General features: G+C 63.1%; 18 protein-coding genes and 1 tRNA gene. 5 read left to right on the top strand and 14 right to left on the bottom strand.

The window, feature by feature from the left end; translation table 11 throughout:
- The first annotated feature begins 7 nt into the window (after positions 1–7).
- Both LF599_RS00495 and LF599_RS00500 read left to right on the top strand, forming a co-directional pair.
- Complete coding sequence (locus LF599_RS00495) at positions 8–427, top strand: universal stress protein (RefSeq protein ID WP_269940719.1); 420 nt, start codon at positions 8–10, stop codon at positions 425–427.
- A gap of 42 nt (positions 428–469) precedes the next feature.
- Positions 470–1,276: a substrate-binding periplasmic protein gene (locus LF599_RS00500; RefSeq protein WP_279521866.1), complete on the top strand. Its 807-nt coding sequence runs from the start codon at positions 470–472 to the stop codon at positions 1,274–1,276.
- Positions 1,277–1,451: 175 nt separating this feature from the next.
- Here LF599_RS00500 and LF599_RS00505 read toward each other — a convergent pair whose 3' ends face one another.
- Positions 1,452–2,330 (bottom strand): THxN family PEP-CTERM protein, encoded by an 879-nt coding sequence (locus tag LF599_RS00505; RefSeq protein ID WP_279521867.1) that lies wholly within the window; start codon positions 2,328–2,330, stop codon positions 1,452–1,454.
- 409 nt (positions 2,331–2,739) lie between these two features.
- Here LF599_RS00505 and LF599_RS00510 point away from each other — a divergent pair, with 409 nt between their 5' ends.
- Positions 2,740–4,083, top strand: coding sequence for a glutamine synthetase family protein (locus tag LF599_RS00510; protein ID WP_269940722.1), 1,344 nt, complete (start codon positions 2,740–2,742; stop codon positions 4,081–4,083).
- A 137-nt stretch (positions 4,084–4,220) separates the two neighbouring features.
- On the opposite strand, the gene LF599_RS00515 is transcribed toward LF599_RS00510, so the two are convergent.
- The 4 genes from LF599_RS00515 to LF599_RS00530 all read right to left on the bottom strand — a co-directional run bounded on the left by LF599_RS00515 (position 4,221) and on the right by LF599_RS00530 (position 6,557).
- Complete coding sequence (locus LF599_RS00515; protein ID WP_269940723.1) at positions 4,221–4,451, bottom strand: thioredoxin family protein; 231 nt, start codon at positions 4,449–4,451, stop codon at positions 4,221–4,223.
- A gap of 21 nt (positions 4,452–4,472) precedes the next feature.
- Positions 4,473–5,576, bottom strand: a complete 1,104-nt coding sequence (locus tag LF599_RS00520) for a permease (protein WP_269940724.1) — start codon at positions 5,574–5,576, stop codon at positions 4,473–4,475.
- A 149-nt stretch (positions 5,577–5,725) separates the two neighbouring features.
- Complete coding sequence (locus tag LF599_RS00525) at positions 5,726–6,028, bottom strand: ArsR/SmtB family transcription factor (protein ID WP_269940725.1); 303 nt, start codon at positions 6,026–6,028, stop codon at positions 5,726–5,728.
- A gap of 85 nt (positions 6,029–6,113) precedes the next feature.
- Positions 6,114–6,557 carry a hypothetical protein gene (locus LF599_RS00530; RefSeq protein WP_279521868.1) on the bottom strand — a complete coding sequence of 148 codons (444 nt, stop codon included), beginning with the start codon at positions 6,555–6,557 and terminating at the stop codon, positions 6,114–6,116.
- A 202-nt stretch (positions 6,558–6,759) separates the two neighbouring features.
- Here LF599_RS00530 and LF599_RS00535 point away from each other — a divergent pair, with 202 nt between their 5' ends.
- Together LF599_RS00535 and LF599_RS00540 are read left to right on the top strand one after the other, a co-directional pair.
- Positions 6,760–7,218 (top strand): NfeD family protein, encoded by a 459-nt coding sequence (locus tag LF599_RS00535; protein ID WP_279521869.1) that lies wholly within the window; start codon positions 6,760–6,762, stop codon positions 7,216–7,218.
- Between the two features lie 2 nt (positions 7,219–7,220).
- Positions 7,221–8,204 carry an SPFH domain-containing protein gene (locus LF599_RS00540; RefSeq protein ID WP_279521870.1) on the top strand — a complete coding sequence of 328 codons (984 nt, stop codon included), beginning with the start codon at positions 7,221–7,223 and terminating at the stop codon, positions 8,202–8,204.
- A 101-nt stretch (positions 8,205–8,305) separates the two neighbouring features.
- On the opposite strand, the gene LF599_RS00545 is transcribed toward LF599_RS00540, so the two are convergent.
- The 9 genes from LF599_RS00545 to LF599_RS00585 all read right to left on the bottom strand — a co-directional run bounded on the left by LF599_RS00545 (position 8,306) and on the right by LF599_RS00585 (position 16,872).
- The gene (locus tag LF599_RS00545; RefSeq protein WP_279521871.1) at positions 8,306–9,526 is read right to left on the bottom strand and encodes a phosphopentomutase; all 1,221 of its coding nucleotides are present in this window, start codon (positions 9,524–9,526) and stop codon (positions 8,306–8,308) included.
- Positions 9,526–10,872, bottom strand: coding sequence for a thymidine phosphorylase (gene deoA / locus LF599_RS00550; RefSeq protein ID WP_279521872.1), 1,347 nt, complete (start codon positions 10,870–10,872; stop codon positions 9,526–9,528). The genes LF599_RS00545 and deoA overlap by 1 nt, the downstream gene beginning before the upstream one ends.
- A 71-nt stretch (positions 10,873–10,943) precedes the next feature.
- Positions 10,944–11,732, bottom strand: a complete 789-nt coding sequence (gene deoC, locus LF599_RS00555) for a deoxyribose-phosphate aldolase (RefSeq protein WP_279521873.1) — start codon at positions 11,730–11,732, stop codon at positions 10,944–10,946.
- The gene (locus tag LF599_RS00560; RefSeq protein ID WP_279521874.1) at positions 11,729–12,139 is read right to left on the bottom strand and encodes a cytidine deaminase; all 411 of its coding nucleotides are present in this window, start codon (positions 12,137–12,139) and stop codon (positions 11,729–11,731) included. Before LF599_RS00560 ends, deoC begins: the two co-directional genes overlap by 4 nt.
- Positions 12,140–12,271: 132 nt before the next feature.
- A complete protein-coding gene (locus tag LF599_RS00565) occupies positions 12,272–13,264 on the bottom strand; it encodes a BMP family lipoprotein (RefSeq protein ID WP_279521875.1) in 993 nt (330 codons plus the stop codon).
- Between the two features lie 229 nt (positions 13,265–13,493).
- Complete coding sequence (locus tag LF599_RS00570; protein ID WP_279521876.1) at positions 13,494–14,282, bottom strand: hypothetical protein; 789 nt, start codon at positions 14,280–14,282, stop codon at positions 13,494–13,496.
- Positions 14,283–14,549: 267 nt separating this feature from the next.
- Positions 14,550–14,625: transfer RNA gene (locus tag LF599_RS00575), tRNA-Phe, on the bottom strand.
- 65 nt (positions 14,626–14,690) lie between these two features.
- A complete protein-coding gene (locus tag LF599_RS00580) occupies positions 14,691–16,445 on the bottom strand; it encodes an aldehyde ferredoxin oxidoreductase N-terminal domain-containing protein (protein ID WP_279521877.1) in 1,755 nt (584 codons plus the stop codon).
- Positions 16,438–16,872, bottom strand: coding sequence for a 4Fe-4S binding protein (locus LF599_RS00585; RefSeq protein WP_279521878.1), 435 nt, complete (start codon positions 16,870–16,872; stop codon positions 16,438–16,440). The genes LF599_RS00580 and LF599_RS00585 overlap by 8 nt, the downstream gene beginning before the upstream one ends.
- Between the last annotated feature and the right edge of the window lie 29 nt (positions 16,873–16,901).

Genomic DNA, 16,901 nt, shown 5'->3' on the forward strand with positions numbered 1-16,901 from the left:
CGGACTTATGAACATTTCTCGAATTCTTCTTCCTGTCGACGGGTCGCGGTTGTCCGATGCGGCCGCCGATATGGCCATCGACCTGGCCGGAAGCGAGGGAACCGTCTTCCTGCTTAACGTGCGCCGGACCGTGCCCACGGCCCTTGGCCAGCCCAACGCCAATGAACTGCTCGAATATCTCAATCGGAACGCCGAGGAGATCATGGCCCACTACCGGGCCAAGCTGTCCAACGCCAAGGTGGATTTTCAGGAGTTGATCGTGGGCGGGGACGTGGCCGACGTCATCGCCAACGTGGCCGACAACGAACGGTGCGACATCATCGTCATCGGCTCCAAGGGCAAGTCCGATCTGGAGGGCCTGTTTCTCGGCTCCGTTACCCACAAGGTGCTTCAGGTCACGTCCAAGCCCGTGCTGGTGGTGAAGTAGTCCGGCGGGCATTCCCGCACGGACTTCAAGGACATGCCGACCATGAAGAGGAAACCCCGTTTTCGGGCGCGTTGCCTGACCTGCCTTTTGGCCTGCTGCCTGCTCGTTCCGCTTTTCGCGCCGCGTCCGGCGGCCGGGGTGGAGCGCGTGGTCGCGGTCGCGGACGGCTGGATGCCGTACAGCGGCACGCCGAATTCCGACCGGGAGGGCTATGCCGTGGAGGTCCTGCGCTCCGTGCTCGAAGAGCGGGGTTTCAGCGTGGAGTACCGCGAGCTGCCCTGGAAGCGGGCCATGCAGGAAGTGCTGTCGGGGCAGGCGGATATTCTCGTCTGCGCGACCCGGGACAAGATGCCCGCCCTCGTATATCCCGGTACCCCTCTGGGGCGGAGCGATTTGTGTTTCTTCGCCCTGGACCGGCACTGGCGGTTCGCCGGTCCCGGCTCCCTGGCCGATGTGGTCACCGGATTTGTCCAGGGCTATAATTATCCGCACTGGTTCGTTGAGGACATGGAGCGCCACCCCGGCCGGTTCCACGCCCTGCACGGCGGGGACGCCTTCGCCCGAATGCTGGCCATGCTCGCCGAGGGCCGAGTCCAGGCCATTCCCGGCTGTAGTGCCGTGGTTGATTATTACGCCCGTCAGGCTGGGCTCGAAGGCAAGGTGTTCATGGCGGGGTGCAGCGGAGACGGCTGCCATGAACTGTATTTCGGCCTGTCTCCGGCCAATCGCCCCCGGTCCACGCTCCTGGCTGCCATTCTGGACGAGGGGATGCACGTCCTGCGCACCACCGGCAGACTCGATCACCTGCTCGTCAAATACGGTCTCAAGGACCCGGTCAAGGTTCACTGACCGCCGCAGCACGCCATGCCCGCCGCCTGTCAGAACAGTTATTCATCAGTTTTCCCCTATGGGTGAAGAATCTTTCACTGACCGCTTGTCCTGAGATGGGGCTTTTGAATCCTTTCTGGAACACAAAAAAACCCGCATCCGAAGATGCGGGTTTGTCGTTGGTGTCCGGTTGGCCTTACCGACGCATGCGGCGGCTCACAAAGGCCAGGCCGACGAGACCGAGGCCAAGGATGGCAAAGGTGGACGGCTCCGGAGTGGGAACGGGGCCGTTGGAGACAACGGTCAGCTCGGAGCTGGCATAGGTGGTAGCGTCTTCCACGGTGGTCCAGCCAAAGAGGTTGAAATCCGGATCGGCGACCCAGCCGTTCTCATAGGCCCAGAACAGGAAAGTCTCGTAAGTTACTTCCCCATAGCCCATGTCTTCAAGAGTTTGCAGCACGGTAGAGCCGTTGTAATCCATTCCCGCCAGGCTCTCCATGTCGAGCAGGCCGAGGCCGCTCGTGAAAGCGAAGGTGTAATCGTACCCCATGTAGGTAAAGTCCTCAACGGAGGCTTCGGGGTTGACCAGAACAAACACATCGTTGTTGAGCGCAGGGTTGAAGGGGTGGCTGTTGTCGGTTTCAAAAAACATGAATTCGAGAACAGTGTCGAAGGAGGCCGTGGCACCGGTGACAGGGTCGATCCCCTGCAACGTCAGGTTGGCGGCCATTATGCCGCCTTGAAGGAAGTAATCTCCGCGAATGGACCTGTTGTCATGATACATGTGGTCTTCGATTTCGACGGTGGCACCGGTGTTCAACGTGCCAGTCTTGGTGATGAAGCCGATGGAGCTTTGGTCCTGATCGCCCCAGCTCAAGGAGTTCACGACTTCTCCCGATCCGTTGGTAAAACTGTTGGGGGTGAGACCGTTCTGGGTTCCTTCCTGGTTCCAGTAATCATAAAATTCGTAGGAAATCGTGTATTCCCACTGGGTAATCTGGGCGGCGGAAGCCGGATTTGCACAAAGTATGGCCAGGCATAAAGCTATGAAAATCTTGAAGGGAGTGGTTGTCATTGCGAGTTCTCCTGCATGTTTTTGCATTGTCGTTGCACAAGACATACCAGAAGTTAACACGCTGAAATATAAGCTTTTATTATCTTACAAAAGTGAAGGAAAGATATTTTGTGTAAATATTATCGACATGTTGCGTCTTTTTTTTACACTTTTCAGTTAACGCAAGCGAGGGCCCGGGCCCAACGTATTCCCCGCACCCCCCCCTTTTCGCCTCGGTTTTAACGACCCGGCCCAGTCTTTTTTGCGCCGGAAACGATTATCGGGACATTTCTGTTGATGGCGGACCGAAAAAATGGGTAAACATCTACCCATATCATTGTGCAAAGCACCGGCATTGCCGTTTCGGCCGAAGGCCGCGCACAGCGGCGCGAACGGCCTGTTGCTCCAACATTCAAACCGGAGGAGTCTTATGAGTATCCCTGTTTTCAATTGCAAAAACGCAGACGACGTGATGAAGGCGGTCAAGGATTACAACGTCAGCTTCATCCAGTACTGGTTCGTGGATATCCTCGGCACCCTGAAGAGCTTCCAGATCACCCCCAACGAGCTTGAAGCCTCCTTCGAGGAGGGCATGGGCTTTGACGGTTCGTCCATCCTCGGCTTCTGCCGCATCGACGAATCCGACATGGTGGCCATGCCCGATCCGACCACGTTCCAGATCTGCTCCTGGCGGCCCGCCGAAAAACCCGTGGCCCGCATGTTCTGCGACGTGGTCAATCCCGACGGCACCCCGTTCGAGGCCGATTCCCGCTACGTGCTCAAGAAGGTCATGGCCCAGGCCGCCGAGAAGGGCTACACCTTCTACGTCGGACCCGAGCTTGAATTCTTCCTCTTTGCCGACGATCAGGACACTGAGACTCTGGATTCGGGCGGATACTTCGACGCGCCGCCGCTTGATCTCGGCAACAACATTCGCCGCGACATCATCTTTGCCCTGGACGCCATGGGCATTCAGGTCGAGTACTCCCACCACGAGGTGGCTCCGTCCCAGCACGAGATCGACCTGCGCTATCAGGAAGGCATGAAAATGGCCGACACGGCCATGACCTACCGCGTGGTGGTCAAGGAGATCGCCCGCAAGTTCGGCTGTTACGCCACCTTCATGCCCAAGCCCGTCTTTGGCGAGAACGGCTCCGGGATGCACGTCCACCAGTCGCTCTTCAAGAACGGCCGCAACGTCTTCTACGACGCCAACGACGAATATCATCTGTCCGCCGAGGGCAAGTCCTACATCGCGGGCATTCTCAAGCACGCCCCCGAATTCGTCTGTGTCACCAACCAGTGGGTCAACTCCTACAAGCGGCTTGTGCCCGGCTACGAAGCCCCGGTCTACATCGCCTGGGCGCGGCGCAACCGTTCGGCCCTGGTCCGCGTGCCCATGTACAAGCCCGGCAAGGAGAACGCCACCCGCATGGAGCTGCGCTGCCCCGATCCGGCCGCCAACCCGTATCTCTGCTTCGCCGTCCAGTTGGCTTCTGGCCTCAAGGGCATTGAGGAGAACTACAACTTGGCCGATCCGGTTGAAGAGGACATCTTCGCCATGAACGACCGCCAGCTCAAGCGCAACCGGATCAAGGCCCTGCCCGGCTCCCTGTACGAGGCGGCCATGAACTTGCAAAAGTCCAGCTTGATGAAGGAAATCCTCGGCGAACATCTGCATTCCGCCCTGGTCGAGAACAAGCTCGCCGAATGGGACGAATACCGTACCCAGGTCACCGAGTTCGAACTCGACAAGTATCTGCCGATCCTGTAGCCCGGCGTTTATCGACAATCAAAACCCCCGTCGGCCATGTGCCGACGGGGGTTTTTGATTTTACGGGGCCGTCCCCTGTTCCCGCTCTTTTCCCGTATGCTGGCGGGCTCTTCACCGGGGAGCGCGGCGGGACGGCGTTATTTCAACCAGTCGAGGACCTCTTTCTTGGACGGGGCTTTGCCCACCACCTTGACCTGTCCGTCGATGACCACGGCGGGGGTGGAGAAAATGCCGTACTTGGCGATTTCCTGGAAATCCTTGACCTTTTCAATCTCGGCGGCAACGCCTGCCTCGGCAACGGCTTCGCGCACGGTCTTTTCAGCCTGTTCGCATTTGGGGCAGCCGGGGCCCATGACCAGAATCTTCATATCTTTCTCCTGTTGTATCGGTTAGATGACGGCGTTGAAAAGATAGCCCACGATCAGGATGCCGCTGCCCACCACGGCGATGAAGGCCGCGATGAGGCGGGGCTTCAGGACCTTGCGCAGGATGACCATCTCCGGGAAGGAGAGGGCGATGACGGACATCATGAAGGCGAGGGTGGTGCCGAGGGCCGCACCCTTGCCGAGCAGGGCTTCGACCACCGGGATGATTCCGGCGGCGTTGGTGTACATGGGAATGCCCAGCAGCACGGAGAGAGGCACGGACCACCATGCCTCGCTGCCCATGATTCCGGCGAGCTGCCCCTCAGGCACGTAGCCGTGGATGAGCGCGCCCGCCGCGATGCCCAGCACCACGAACTTCCAGACCCGGCCGACAATGTCGCGCACGGAATCCAGGGCGTAGGCGAAGCGGTCCTTCCAGGTCATGGACGGGGTGTCGGCGGCCTCGCCGGCGCGGATCTCCCGGACCCAGTCTTCCACATAGGGTTCGAGGCGCATCCGGCCCATGACCCAGCCCGCGACCACGGCGATGGTGATGCCGGTGACGAAGTACAGGGCCGCGACCTTCCAACCGAGCAGCCCGTAGAGCAGGACCAGGGCTATCTCGTTGACCATGGGCGCGGCGATGAGGAAGGAGAAGGTGACGCCCAGCGGGATACCGGCCGTCATGAACCCGATGAACAGGGGAACGGCGGAGCAGGAACAGAACGGCGTGACCACGCCGAGCAGCGCGGCCAGGACGTTGCCTGCGGATTCCCGTTTTCCGGCAAGGAAAGCGCGGGTCCAGTTGACGGTGACGAACGAGCGCAGGATGCCCACGCCGTAGACCACCAGCAGCAGGAGCATCAGCACCTTGGGCGTGTCGTAGACGAAGAACTGCACGGCCGCGCCCAGGTGGCTCGCCGGGTCCATCCCGAGCAGGGAGAAGGCGAACCACTCGGAAAAGGGGAGCAGTTGCCGGTAGAGGACGTACCAGGCGGCCAAGGCCAGGATTTGCACGAGCAGAATGCGGCCGATTCCGCCTTTGTCCTTGGGCGAGTCGGCCTCGGGCTCGGCCTTGGCGGCGCCGCATCCGCAGGCGCAGGAAATGTTGTTCGATTGTTTCGACATCGTAACCTTCTCTTGGCTAAATCGCCAAATGTTGTTTCAAAAAAAATCACCCGGCCCCGGGGGCGGCCGGAATGGGATGAATCCTCATTCCGGGGGCGAGATCATCCGACAATTCAACCGAAATAGTGCGTTGGCTCCTTCCTTGCCAGCTACTTGTCGGCGTTGAGCACCGACTCGATGCAATGGAAGAAATTGAGGACACAGGGAACGCGAAGGCGGTAATAGATGTGCTTGCCGCGCCGCTCGTCTTCCACGATGCCAACCTTTTTCAACACGGCGAGGTGCTTGGACACGGTGGACATGTCCGCCCCGACCAGCTCGCGCAGGTCGCAGACGCAGCGCGCTCCGCGCGACAGCTCGTCTATCATCATCAGCCTTGACGGGTGCGCCATGGCCTTGACCACTTTGGCCCGCGCCTCGAAGCAGTCGGCGGGCATAATTTCCTTGGGCATCGTTCCTCCACGGTCTACATTTGGTAATATAGCCAAATGATCGGCCGCGTCAAGGGGCGTTGCGCAGGGTTGCGAAAAAAAGGGATCAGTCGCGGGGGGCGATGGAGGCCTTGCCGTGGCTGAAGACCAGGCGGTACGGCTCGTTGCGGATGACGTGGTCCAGCTCGACGTTCATGGGCGTGAAGCTGGTGATGGCCCCGCCGTTGGTGGTCACGGTGACGAAGACCTTCTGGCCGGGCCTGGGGTTGAAGTAGATCATGCCCTCGCCCCGTTTCTGCCAGCGGCTTTCCAGGGTCTTGCATCCGCCCGTGAAGGTCTTGGGGATGAAGGGGGTGACCGCGTAGACGGTCTTGAAGGTCACGCTTTTGAGGGTGCCGTCGGCGTTGTTGCCGACCACCTGGATTTTGCTCACGGTGGCGATGGCCTTGACCTCGGACTCGCGGGCCATCATGGCGAGGTAGTCGGTTTCGGCCCGTGCGGGGACGGCGGCGAGAAGAAACAATATGAAAAAGAGGGTGCGGAGCTTCATGGTCGTTGGTTGTCGAAATGTTGAGCGGCTGAAACGGAGGCACCGTAGCCCAGATGGCGCACAGGCGCAACAATGTGCAAGACGTCGATGCGCAGGGTGAAGAAAGCTGTTCGAGCGTCCGCCGCTCCCCGGCAGGCCAAGGCAGGCCCGTATCGACAAGTCCGGTCTAATCCGGTACTTTTGAGGTGATCTGGGAGGTCCCATGGAATATTTCGACTCAGTGGAAAACGTGCAGTGGCTCATCTGGTTGGGCGTGGGCGTGTTTTTTCTCATCGCCGAACTGGTGGTGCCCGCCTTTATTGTGGTGTTCCTGGGGGTGGGCGCGCTCTTCGCCGGAGCGACGGCCTTTTTCGGGGCCTCTGTTCCGACCCAGCTCGTGGTTTTCGGCGTCTCCTCCGTGGTCCTGATTCTCCTGTTCCGGAAGGTCATGGCCAAGACTTTTTCGGGCGCCAGGGCCGAGGACGAGCGGGAACGGAACATCATCGGCGCCGTGGCGGAAGTGGTTGAAGCCATTCGTCCGCCCCAATCCGGCAGAATAAAATTCCAGGGCTCCTTCTGGAGCGCCCGGAGCAGTGAACCCGTGGAGCCGGGCTCCATGGTCCGTATCGTCGAACGCGACGAAAATGACGTGAACGCCTTCGTGGTGGAAAAGGAGCAGTAAATATGGACCCCGCAACCATGACATCCCTTGTCACGGCCCTTGTATTCGTCCTTGTGGTAATAGTCCTGATTATCAAGACGGCTGTGGTCGTGCCGCAAAAAAGCCAGTTCGTCGTCGAGCGGCTTGGCAAATACGCCAAGACCATCGGCGCGGGGCTGCACATTCTCATTCCGTTCATCGACCGCATCGCCTACAAGCGATCCCTCAAGGAAGAGGTCATGGACGTTCCGGCCCAGACCTGCATCACCCGCGACAACGTGTCGGTGACCATCGACGGCGTGCTGTACATCCGCGTCATCGACTCCAAGATGTCCGCCTACGGCATCGAAAATTACTACATCGCCGCGTCCCAACTCGCCCAGACCTCCTTGCGTTCCGCCATCGGCAAGATCGATCTGGACAAGACCTTCGAGGAGCGCGAGTCCATCAACGCCTCCGTGGTCCAGGCCGTGGATGAGGCGGCCCAGGAGTGGGGCATCAAGGTCATGCGCTACGAGATCAAGGATATCACCCCTCCGAGCACGGTCATGGCCGCAATGGAGCAGCAGATGAAGGCCGAGCGTGAGAAGCGCGCCGAGATCGCCATCTCCGAAGGCGACCGCCAGTCCCGCATCAACCGATCCGAAGGTATGCGCCAGGAGGCGATTCAGATATCCGAGGGCGAAAAGCAGAAGCGCATCAACGAAGCCCAGGGCCGGGCCCAGGAAATCATCCTCGTGGCCGACGCCACTGCCGAAGGCATCCGCAAGGTCGCCGAGGCCGTCAACCTGCCCGGCGGCGCGGAGGCCATGAACCTCAAGGTCGCGCAACAGTACATCGAGGAGTTCGGCAAGCTCGCCAAGACCAACAACACCATGATTATCCCCGCCGATCTCGCGGGCGCGGGCGGCATGGTCGCCACTGCCACGGAAATCATCAGCACCGCCATGCGCCGGGGCAAGGCTGCGGCCGCGCCCCTGGTTCCGGGCGCGCCCAAGGCCGAATAGCGGTTCGGGCGAAGAAGTTGCGACGGCCCCGTTCGGAAGACCGAGCGGGGCCGTTTTGCGTTCCGGGAACGGTCCGGCGGTTTTGGGTGCCGAAGTCCGGCTCAGCCAAGCTCCATGGCCTGGCCCGCATCCAGCGGGGCGATGCCGAGGTGGCGGGCCACGGTCTGGCCCACGTCGGCGAAGGAAGTTCGCAGGCCCGCCGAGCCGGGCAGGACGGCCGGGCCGAACAGCAGCGCGGGCACGCACTCGCGGGTATGGTCGGTGCCTTTCCAGGTGGGGTCGCAGCCGTGGTCGGCAGTGACGACTGCCAAATCCCCGGCCCTGAGCCTGGGCAGAAATCCGGCAAGGCGGGCATCGATTCGTTCCAGCGCGGCGGCGTATCCGGCGGTGTCGCGGCGGTGTCCCCATTCGGAGTCGAATTCCACGAAATTGGCGAAGGTCAGGGAACCGTCGGGCGCGTGGGCGGCCTCGGCCTCGACCAGGTCGAACAGCGCGCCGGAATCCGGTCCCTTGACCGCCCGTGTGATGCCCCGGTGGGCGAAAATGTCGGCGATCTTGCCAACGGAGACGACTTCGCGTCCGGCGTCCTTGAGGCGGTCCAGCAGGGTCTCGCCCGGCGGCTCCAGCGAGTAGTCGCGCCGGTTGGCCGTGCGGGTGAACCGGCCGGGAACGCCGACGAAGGGGCGGGCGATGACCCGGCCTATGTTGTAGCCGTCGAGCAGGGCGCGGACGAGCTCGCACAATTCGAGGAGCCGGTCCAGGCCGAAGGTTTCCTCATGGGCCGCGATCTGGAAGACTGAGTCGGCCGAGGTGTAGCAGATGGGCTTGCCGCTTTCCATGTGTTCGCCCCCCAGCTTTGCGAGGATTTCCGTGCCCGAGGCCGCGCAGTTGCCGAGGATGCCGGGCAGGCCTCCCCGTTGGATGATGGAGTCGGTCAGCTCCTTGGGAAAGCTCGGGTATTCCGGCGGAAACACCCCCCATTCAAAGGTCACGGGTGCCCCGGCCAGCTCCCAGTGTCCGCTCGGGGTGTCCTTGCCGAGGCTGACCTCGCGGGCCGCCGCGAACCGGCCGCGAAGCACGGTCGGATTCAGGCCGGGCGGCACCTTTCCTGTGACCAGCTCGGCGGCCAGACCCAGTCCGAGGGAGGTCATGCAGGGCAGGGAGAGCGGGCCCCTGCGCACGCCTTGCCGGTCCGCATCGCCACGCGCGCAGGCTTCGGCGATGTGGCCGAGGGTGTCGGCCCCGGCGTCGCCGTAGCGGTCAGCGTCCGGGGCCGCGCCTATGCCCAGGGAGTCCAGGACCAGGATGAACGCGCGGGGCATCAGGACGCTTCCTTCGCGGTTTCGGCGGTGATCCGTTCGCGGACCACCGGCCTGTCCGGCGGACGCCGCTCCCCGATGGATATCGCCGCCCGGATGCGGTCGGCGGCCATGCGCGCGGTCTCCCCGTCGCGGGCGTGGACCACGCACAGGGGGGTGTCGGGTTCGACCCGGCCGCCGATCCGGATGAAACGGGTCATGCCCGCGCCGTGGTCTATGGACTGGTCGGCCCTGGTCCGGCCGCCGCCCATGGCCACCAGGGCCATGCCCACGGCGCGGCAGTCCATGGCGGCGACAAAACCCTCCCTTTCGGCCAACACGGGCATTTCCACGGGCGCGACGTCGAGATATGCGTCCGCCCGTTCCACGAAATCCTTTGGCCCGCCCAGTCCGGCGACCATGCGCCCGAACCGTTCGGCCGCAGTGCCGGAAGCCAGGGCGTCTTCCATTTTGCGCGCCGCCTCGGCCATGTCGCGGGCCGCACCCTCCATGACCAGCATTTCGCCGGTGCAGGCCAGAACGACTTCGGCCAGCCGCGGCTCCCTCGACGCGCTGGTCAGGAACTCCACGGCCTCGCGGACTTCCACTGCGTTGCCCACGCTGTGCCCCAGCACCTCGTTCATGTCCGTGAGCAGGGCGGTGGTCGGTACGCCCGCGCCTTCGGCCACGGTGACGATGGACCGGGCCAGCTCGCGCGCGTCGTCGTATTCCCGCATGAACGCGCCGGAGCCGAATTTCACATCCATGACCAGCCCGCCCAGTCCGGCGGCCAGTTTCTTGGACAGGATGGAGGCGGTGATGAGATCGATGGATTCCACGGTGGCGGTCACGTCGCGCACCGCATAGAGCCGCCGGTCGGCCGGGGCCAGGTCCACGGTCTGGCCGATGATGGCGCATCCCGCCTCCCTGACCACCTTGGCGAACCGTTCCAGGCCCGGCGCGGTGTCGTAGCCGGGGATGGCGTCGAACTTGTCCAGCGTGCCGCCCGTATGCCCCAGGCCGCGCCCGGAGATCATGGGCACGAACAGTCCGCACGCCGCGGCCAGCGGCCCGAGGACGAGGCTGACCTTGTCGCCAACGCCGCCCGTGGAGTGCTTGTCCGCCACGCCGCGCCCGATGCCGAGGGACGGCCAGTCGAGCACCCGGCCCGAGTCGCGCATGGCCTCGGTCAGGTCGACGCGCTCGCCGAGGGTCATGCCCCGGAAATAGACGGCCATGGCGAACGCGGCCACCTGGCCTTCGCTGACCGAGCCGTCCGTGATGCCGCGCACCATGGCCCGGGTTTCGGCCCTGTTCAGCTCCAGCCCGTCGCGTTTTTTGCGAATCGTTTCCTGCGGTATGAACATCATGTGACGTTTCCTGCCCTTTTTCCGGTCTCGCGCAGAGAGGCCCGGAAGGAAGGGCGTTTCATTCGGTCCGGTTAGAGGCCGAGGTGTTTTTTCACATCGTCGAGAAGGCTGCTCGCGCCGAAGCGGAGGGTTTGCGGGGTGGCCCATCCTTGGCCCAGGATGCGGTCGGCGAGAAAGAGGTGGCCCGCCGCCTGGTCCGCAGTCTTGAGGCCGCCGGACGGCTTGAAGCCGAGGGGCCGCTTGACCTTCGGTTCCATCTCGCGGATGGCCGACAGCATGACCGCCGCCGCCTCCAGGGTCGCCCCGCCCGGCACCTTGCCCGTGGACGTCTTGATGAAATCCGCTCCCGCCTCGATGGCGTCCCGGCTGGCCTCGCCGATGATTTTGGGCGACTGGAGCTGGCTCGTCTCCAGAATGACCTTGAGCAGGACCGTCTCGCCGCAGACCTCGCGGACCTGGTGGAGCAGGGCTATGGCCTGGTCGCGGTGGCCCGCCTTGTATCGTTTGTAGGGCAGGACCACGTCCACTTCCTGCACTCCGGCGGCCACCTGGGCCCTGGCCTCGGCCACGGCTTTCACCGCATCGGGCAGGCCGTGGGGGAAGTTGCAGACCGTGGCCACGCGCACCCCGGTTCCGGCCAGTTCGCGCAGGGCCAGCGGCACGAACTTGTCGTACACGCAGACCGCTGCCACATGCCCCTTTGGCGTGACCGCCCGCGCGCACAGGGCGCGAATCTTCTCGTCGGTGTCGTCCTCCCCAAGGGAGGTAAGGTCCATGGAAGCCAGAATGCGCAGGGCGCACGTTTCGTCGGCCCGGGCCTTTTCGGCCTCGGCCACCAGTATTTTCAAATCGTCGTTCATCGTTTTCGCGGGTTGAGGTTGTGCGGCCCGAAGGATTCGGGTAGCAGTTCGTCCATGGTCATGGTCAGCAGCGGACCGCGTTCGTTGCAGGCGCGGACGATCGTGTCCGGCCCGGCGAACTCCCGGATGCGCTGTCGGCAACCGCCGCATGGGGTGCAGGGTTCGTCCGAGGGGCCGACCACCACCAGTTCGCGGATCACGCCGCCCCCGGCCAGCACCATGGCCGAGATGGCCGACTGCTCGGCGCAGCAGCCCAGCGGGTAGGCCGCGTTTTCCACGTTGCAGCCGGAGAACGTCCGTCCCTGGTCCGTGACCAGGGCGGCGCCCACCGGATGGCCGGAGTAGGGCGCATAGGCGTTGTCGCGGGCCTCAATCGCCAGCCGTATGAGTTCATCGGTTCGGGTCATTCAACGCCTCCTTCACGCAGGGTATGCCGTCCGCTTCCGTTCGTCTCCCCGTCCGTGGAAATGGTCCGCCGGATCACGGCCGCGATGTCGGGCGGCAAGATGATCCGGGCCGGGGGTGTCCGAAACGATCGGTTATTTGTCCATGGTTTCGACGTAGTCGGCAACCTTGAGTCTGCCCGCGACGATGTCCGCCTTGGCCCGGGCCACGCGGTCCCGCATCTCCGGGGAGATCAGAGCCTCGTTGTACTTGTCGATCGCGTAGTCCACGCCGCCCTGGGCCAGGCCGAGGACTTTCAGGCCGGGTTTCCATTCGCCGTTCAGCGCGTCGCGCATGGTTTGGAGCACGGCCAGGTCCACGCGCTTGACCATGGAAGTCAGCACGCTGCCGGGGTGGATGTGGTTCTGGTTGGAGTCCACGCCGATGGAGAATTTCTTCATGTCGGCCGCTGCCTGGAGTACGCCCAGGCCGGACCCGCCCGCAGCGGTGAAGATGACGTCCGCGCCCCGTTTGAATTGGGAGCGGGCCAGCTCGCCCGCCTTGATGGGGTCGCCCCAGGCGTCCGGGGTGGTCCCGGTCATGTCTTCGAAAATCACGATCCTTTTGTTCACGTACCGCGCGCCCTCCCTGTAGCCGAGGGCAAATCTGCGGATAAGCGGCATGTCCATGCCGCCCACAAAGCCGATCTTGCCGGTCCGGGATTTCATGGCCGCCACCATGCCCACCAGGAACGCCCCTTCGTTCTCCTTGAAGACAACGGACTGCACATTGGGCTTGTCCACCACCGAGTCGATGATGACGAATTTGGTGTCCGGGAATTCCGGGGCGACCTTTTTCAGCGCCGGGGCAAAGGGGGAACCCATCACCACGATCAGGTCGCAGCCTTTGGCCGCGAACCTGCGCAGGGCCAGCTCGTACTGGGACTCGTCGATCGGCTCATAGTCGCGATACCCGATGCCGGTCTCCCGCGAAAATTCATCGGCTCCCATCCGCGCGGACTGATTGAAGGCGTTGTCGAATTTCCCGCCCAGGTCGTAGATGACCGCAGGGTTGAGGGCCAGCGCGCCGCTTGCGGACAGCGTCAAGGTCAGGATGACCAGGGCTTGCATCGTCAATGTGCGGAACATGCTTGCCTCCAAACGGTTTTTCGGGAAAATCCTCTTTCCCCGCAACGGCGGCGGGGCGGAATGCGACAATACGTCATCGCGGCCGGGACGCCAACCCGAAGATGATCGTCAGGGGCGAGACCGCCGCCGTTCCCGGCCCGGCCGGGGAGGGAGCGGCCAGGGGCCGAAAGAAAAGCGCGTCCCGCGAGGCTGTTTCGCGGGACGCGGTATTTCCATATTCGAGCCGGGGTTAGTTGAAGATGTCGCTGATGGCGTTGCGGATGCTGCTCTTGATCTCGTCCTTGGTGGAGTCCTTGGCGTCCTGGCCGATCTCCTTGGCGTCGTCGCCGAGGCCCATGTCGTCGTCCTGCTGCGTGGGCTGCTGCATTTGGACCATATGGGCATTCTTGGGCAGCTTGTAGTAAGAGGCGTCGAGGTTTTTTTTGGAAAGTCTGGCAAGGCGCATCTCGTTGCCGTAGCGGAGGATGCCGCCGTAGCCCATCTTCTTCGCCTCATTCAGGGAATCCTGGAAGGATTGGCCCATGGACTGGGTCAGCGCTTCGGACATGGCCATCCATGCCTCGGTGAGCTTCTTGATGTCGGCATGAGAGGACATGACCATCTCGTCGCGGCGGAAGACCTTGCCGTTTTCGAAGATCACGGCGTTGTAGACCGTGCCCTTGTACCCGGCCACGGTTTCGGTCTTGCCGGTCTTTTCGTAGCGCACTTCGTAGTCCGGATCGGAGTCGCCTCCGCCGAACATGGAGGTCATGCCTCCGGACATGCCTGCGGACATGGCGCCGAGGTCGTATACTTGGCACTGGCCTTCCTCGCAGTTAACGGAATAGACCTTGCCGTCGGCGAGCAGGGTATAGCTCGTGGGCGAGCTGTCCATGCGGACGTGCTTGGCGTCCCTGGCGCAGATGGTGACCATGGCCCCGTCGGTATAGGTGTAGGTGGCGACGATGTCGGACGCGGCCAGCGCGGCGGCCGGCATCGCCAGGACAAGACAGAGTAGAAGGACAAGCCTGCGCATCATTTTCACTCCTCGCATTTCCCCGAAGTTGTTTTCGCTCCCGCACGGCACATTGCCGTTCATAGGAAACTACTAAACATAGATGAGGAATTGTTTCAATCCAGAGGGATTCCCCGGCCTTGGGCGTTGGCGGTGCGGGGCCCGGCTTCGACGGAACCGGCAGGGCGGCGGGCACGAACCTCCCCATGTCCCGCATAGCCAGGACGGCGTTTGGCAATGGAAAAAGAAAAAGGCCTTCACCCGTTCAGGTGAAAGCCTTTGATTCCGAAGTGGTGCTCGGGGACAGAATTGAACTGCCGACACGGGGATTTTCAGTCCCCTGCTCTACCGACTGAGCTACCCGAGCAACCGGTCGAGAAGTGGGATTTACCGAAATGGCCGACGGTTGGCAAGTCCTTTTTTCAGTATATTTCAGCTCTCTTCTTCCGGGGCCGCGCCCATTTCCAGGATGCGGGCCGCGTAGGCTCGGCGCAGGGCCTCCATATAGTCCACGTCAACCGGGCCTTTCCAGGTGGTTATCTCGGTGTATCGCTTGGGAATTTTGGCCTCGTCAGGGCGGTAGCCCATCTGTAGCCGCAGACGCCAGCGCATCCGCTGAACCCGCTTGCCGATGTCGTCCAGGGAGCCGTTCAGCTCGCCGTAGCCGATGGAGGCCAGGGCTTCGGCCAGCAGGTCCTCCTTGTACACGCCCCGCGAGAACATACAGCCGACCATGCAGTTGAGCACGATCCGCTCCCGGCCGTCCTTGAGCAGGAATCCCAGGGCCTTGTCCGCGTCCTTCTCATCGTGCTTCTGGTCGTAGGCGTAGCCGCCCGCGTCCAGGTGGGAGTGGCGGAAGCCCAGCCCCTCGGCCACGAAAAACACCTCGCCCGTGGCGTAGCCCGCCATCTCCTGGCCCAGGACGCAGGCGAAGTCCTCGCCGCCGTATTCCCGGGCGCATTTCATGGTGCCTTGAGCCAGCAGCCGATAGAAGTCGTTGTCCGGGCGGCCGAGATGCTCCACGGCCCGCATGTATGTCTCGGAGTCGCCCCACTTGAGCGGTTCCAGGGTTTCCTTCTCGGTGATGACGCCTTTTTCCAGCGCCTCCGTGGCCCAGGCCAGGGCCACGCCCGCCGACATGCAGTCCAGCCCCTCCTTCTCGATGACGTCCAGGATGCGAAGGACTTCGGAGGCGTCGGTCACTTCGAGCATCCCGCCGCAGGAAAAGATGGGCTCGTAGTCATAGCCCACCTGGCGGTAGAGATATTGGTTGTTAGTCTGGAACTGCTCGCGCACGAAGCCCACGTGGATGCAGCCGACCGGGCAGCCCGCGCACGCCGCGTTGCGCAGCAGAGTGTCGTCCGCAAAGGTCTCGCCCGAAATCTTGACGGCGTCCGGGCTTGATGTCTGTTGCAGGTTCTTCCACGGCAGGGATTGGAGCGCGTTGAGCGGGTTGATGTTCACCGCCGTGCCCAGGCCGTGGTACTTGGCCATCATTTCGGTGGTGGTCAGTTGCTCGTAGATGTGCTTGTAGAGCTTGGGGTACGCCTTGCCTTCGGGCAGGGGGAAGCCCCGGTCGCCCAGGATGCAGATGGCCTTCAGGTTCTTGACGCCCATGGCCGTGCCGCCGCCCATGCGGCCGAAGTGGCGGAAGGTGTCCACGTTGATGCAGGCGTAGGCGGAAAGGTTTTCCCCTGCCGGGCCGATGCGCATGATGGAGCGGCGTCCCGAGCCGGGAAATATCTTGCGCAGCACGCGGCCGGTCTGGAGGGCGTCGAAGCCCCGCAGGTATTCCACGTCGCGGGTCTCCACCCGCCGCGAGCCCACGCAAAGGGCGGTCAGCCGCTCGGCCCGGCCGATGACGACAAGGGCGTCCAGGTCGGCGAAGCGCAGGGACAGGGCGGATTTCCCGCCCGCGTAGCTCTCGGTGTACTGGTTGTGGTAGGGCGAGCGGAAGGCGCAGCAGGTCTTGCTCATGAGCGGGAAATAGCCGGTCAGCGGGCCGATGGTGAAGATCAGGGGCTGCTCGGGGTCGTCCCAGTCGCGGTCGATGAAGCCGTATATTTCGAACAGCCGGGCGGCCAGGCCGGAGCCGCCCAGGAATTCGTCTCGGCCGGGGATGTTTTCGATGTTGGTTCTGCCCGTGGTCAGGTTGACCACCATGACGCGGAAGAAGTCCCTAATCATCGTTTCCCTCCTCCTTCGCCGACGTGCGCGGCAGCTCGACCATTTCGAGACAGTCGTGAGGGCAATAGGCCACGCACTGGCCGCAGTGGATGCAGACGTACGGGTTGACCTGGTGGTCCAGGAAGATGGCGTCGACCGGGCACGCTTCGGCGCACTGGCCGCAGCGGATGCACAGGTCCTTTTTCTGGATCACGCCGCCGTCCCTGCGTTGGGAAAGCGAGCCCGTCGGGCAGGCCGCCGCGCAGGGGGCGGGGCGGCAGGCCAGGCAGACGCGCGCCTCGAAGCCCGTGGTCAGGCCGCCCGAGGACGAAATGCGGATACCCGCCTTGTTCCAGGAAAGGACCTTGTGGACCTGCCTCGCGCAGGCCAGCGAACAGGAATGGCAGCCGATGCATCGTTCCATGCGGGCTGCTCTGAGAGCTTTCATCGTCATGCCTCCGGGCGGGGAAAGTCGGG

This window comes from Pseudodesulfovibrio thermohalotolerans, from assembly GCF_021353295.2.
Taxonomy (GTDB): domain Bacteria; phylum Desulfobacterota; class Desulfovibrionia; order Desulfovibrionales; family Desulfovibrionaceae; genus Pseudodesulfovibrio; species Pseudodesulfovibrio thermohalotolerans.

Coding starts and splice junctions, on each gene's coding strand:
- LF599_RS00495 (WP_269940719.1), top strand. CDS start 8: ATGAACATTTCTCGAATTCTTCTTCCTGTCGACGGGTCGCGGTTGTCC.
- LF599_RS00500 (WP_279521866.1), top strand. CDS start 470: ATGAAGAGGAAACCCCGTTTTCGGGCGCGTTGCCTGACCTGCCTTTTG.
- LF599_RS00505 (WP_279521867.1), bottom strand. CDS start 2,330: ATGACAACCACTCCCTTCAAGATTTTCATAGCTTTATGCCTGGCCATA.
- LF599_RS00510 (WP_269940722.1), top strand. CDS start 2,740: ATGAGTATCCCTGTTTTCAATTGCAAAAACGCAGACGACGTGATGAAG.
- LF599_RS00515 (WP_269940723.1), bottom strand. CDS start 4,451: ATGAAGATTCTGGTCATGGGCCCCGGCTGCCCCAAATGCGAACAGGCT.
- LF599_RS00520 (WP_269940724.1), bottom strand. CDS start 5,576: ATGTCGAAACAATCGAACAACATTTCCTGCGCCTGCGGATGCGGCGCC.
- LF599_RS00525 (WP_269940725.1), bottom strand. CDS start 6,028: ATGCCCAAGGAAATTATGCCCGCCGACTGCTTCGAGGCGCGGGCCAAA.
- LF599_RS00530 (WP_279521868.1), bottom strand. CDS start 6,557: ATGAAGCTCCGCACCCTCTTTTTCATATTGTTTCTTCTCGCCGCCGTC.
- LF599_RS00535 (WP_279521869.1), top strand. CDS start 6,760: ATGGAATATTTCGACTCAGTGGAAAACGTGCAGTGGCTCATCTGGTTG.
- LF599_RS00540 (WP_279521870.1), top strand. CDS start 7,221: ATGGACCCCGCAACCATGACATCCCTTGTCACGGCCCTTGTATTCGTC.
- LF599_RS00545 (WP_279521871.1), bottom strand. CDS start 9,526: ATGCCCCGCGCGTTCATCCTGGTCCTGGACTCCCTGGGCATAGGCGCG.
- deoA (WP_279521872.1), bottom strand. CDS start 10,872: ATGATGTTCATACCGCAGGAAACGATTCGCAAAAAACGCGACGGGCTG.
- deoC (WP_279521873.1), bottom strand. CDS start 11,732: ATGAACGACGATTTGAAAATACTGGTGGCCGAGGCCGAAAAGGCCCGG.
- LF599_RS00560 (WP_279521874.1), bottom strand. CDS start 12,139: ATGACCCGAACCGATGAACTCATACGGCTGGCGATTGAGGCCCGCGAC.
- LF599_RS00565 (WP_279521875.1), bottom strand. CDS start 13,264: ATGTTCCGCACATTGACGATGCAAGCCCTGGTCATCCTGACCTTGACG.
- LF599_RS00570 (WP_279521876.1), bottom strand. CDS start 14,282: ATGATGCGCAGGCTTGTCCTTCTACTCTGTCTTGTCCTGGCGATGCCG.
- LF599_RS00580 (WP_279521877.1), bottom strand. CDS start 16,445: ATGATTAGGGACTTCTTCCGCGTCATGGTGGTCAACCTGACCACGGGC.
- LF599_RS00585 (WP_279521878.1), bottom strand. CDS start 16,872: ATGAAAGCTCTCAGAGCAGCCCGCATGGAACGATGCATCGGCTGCCAT.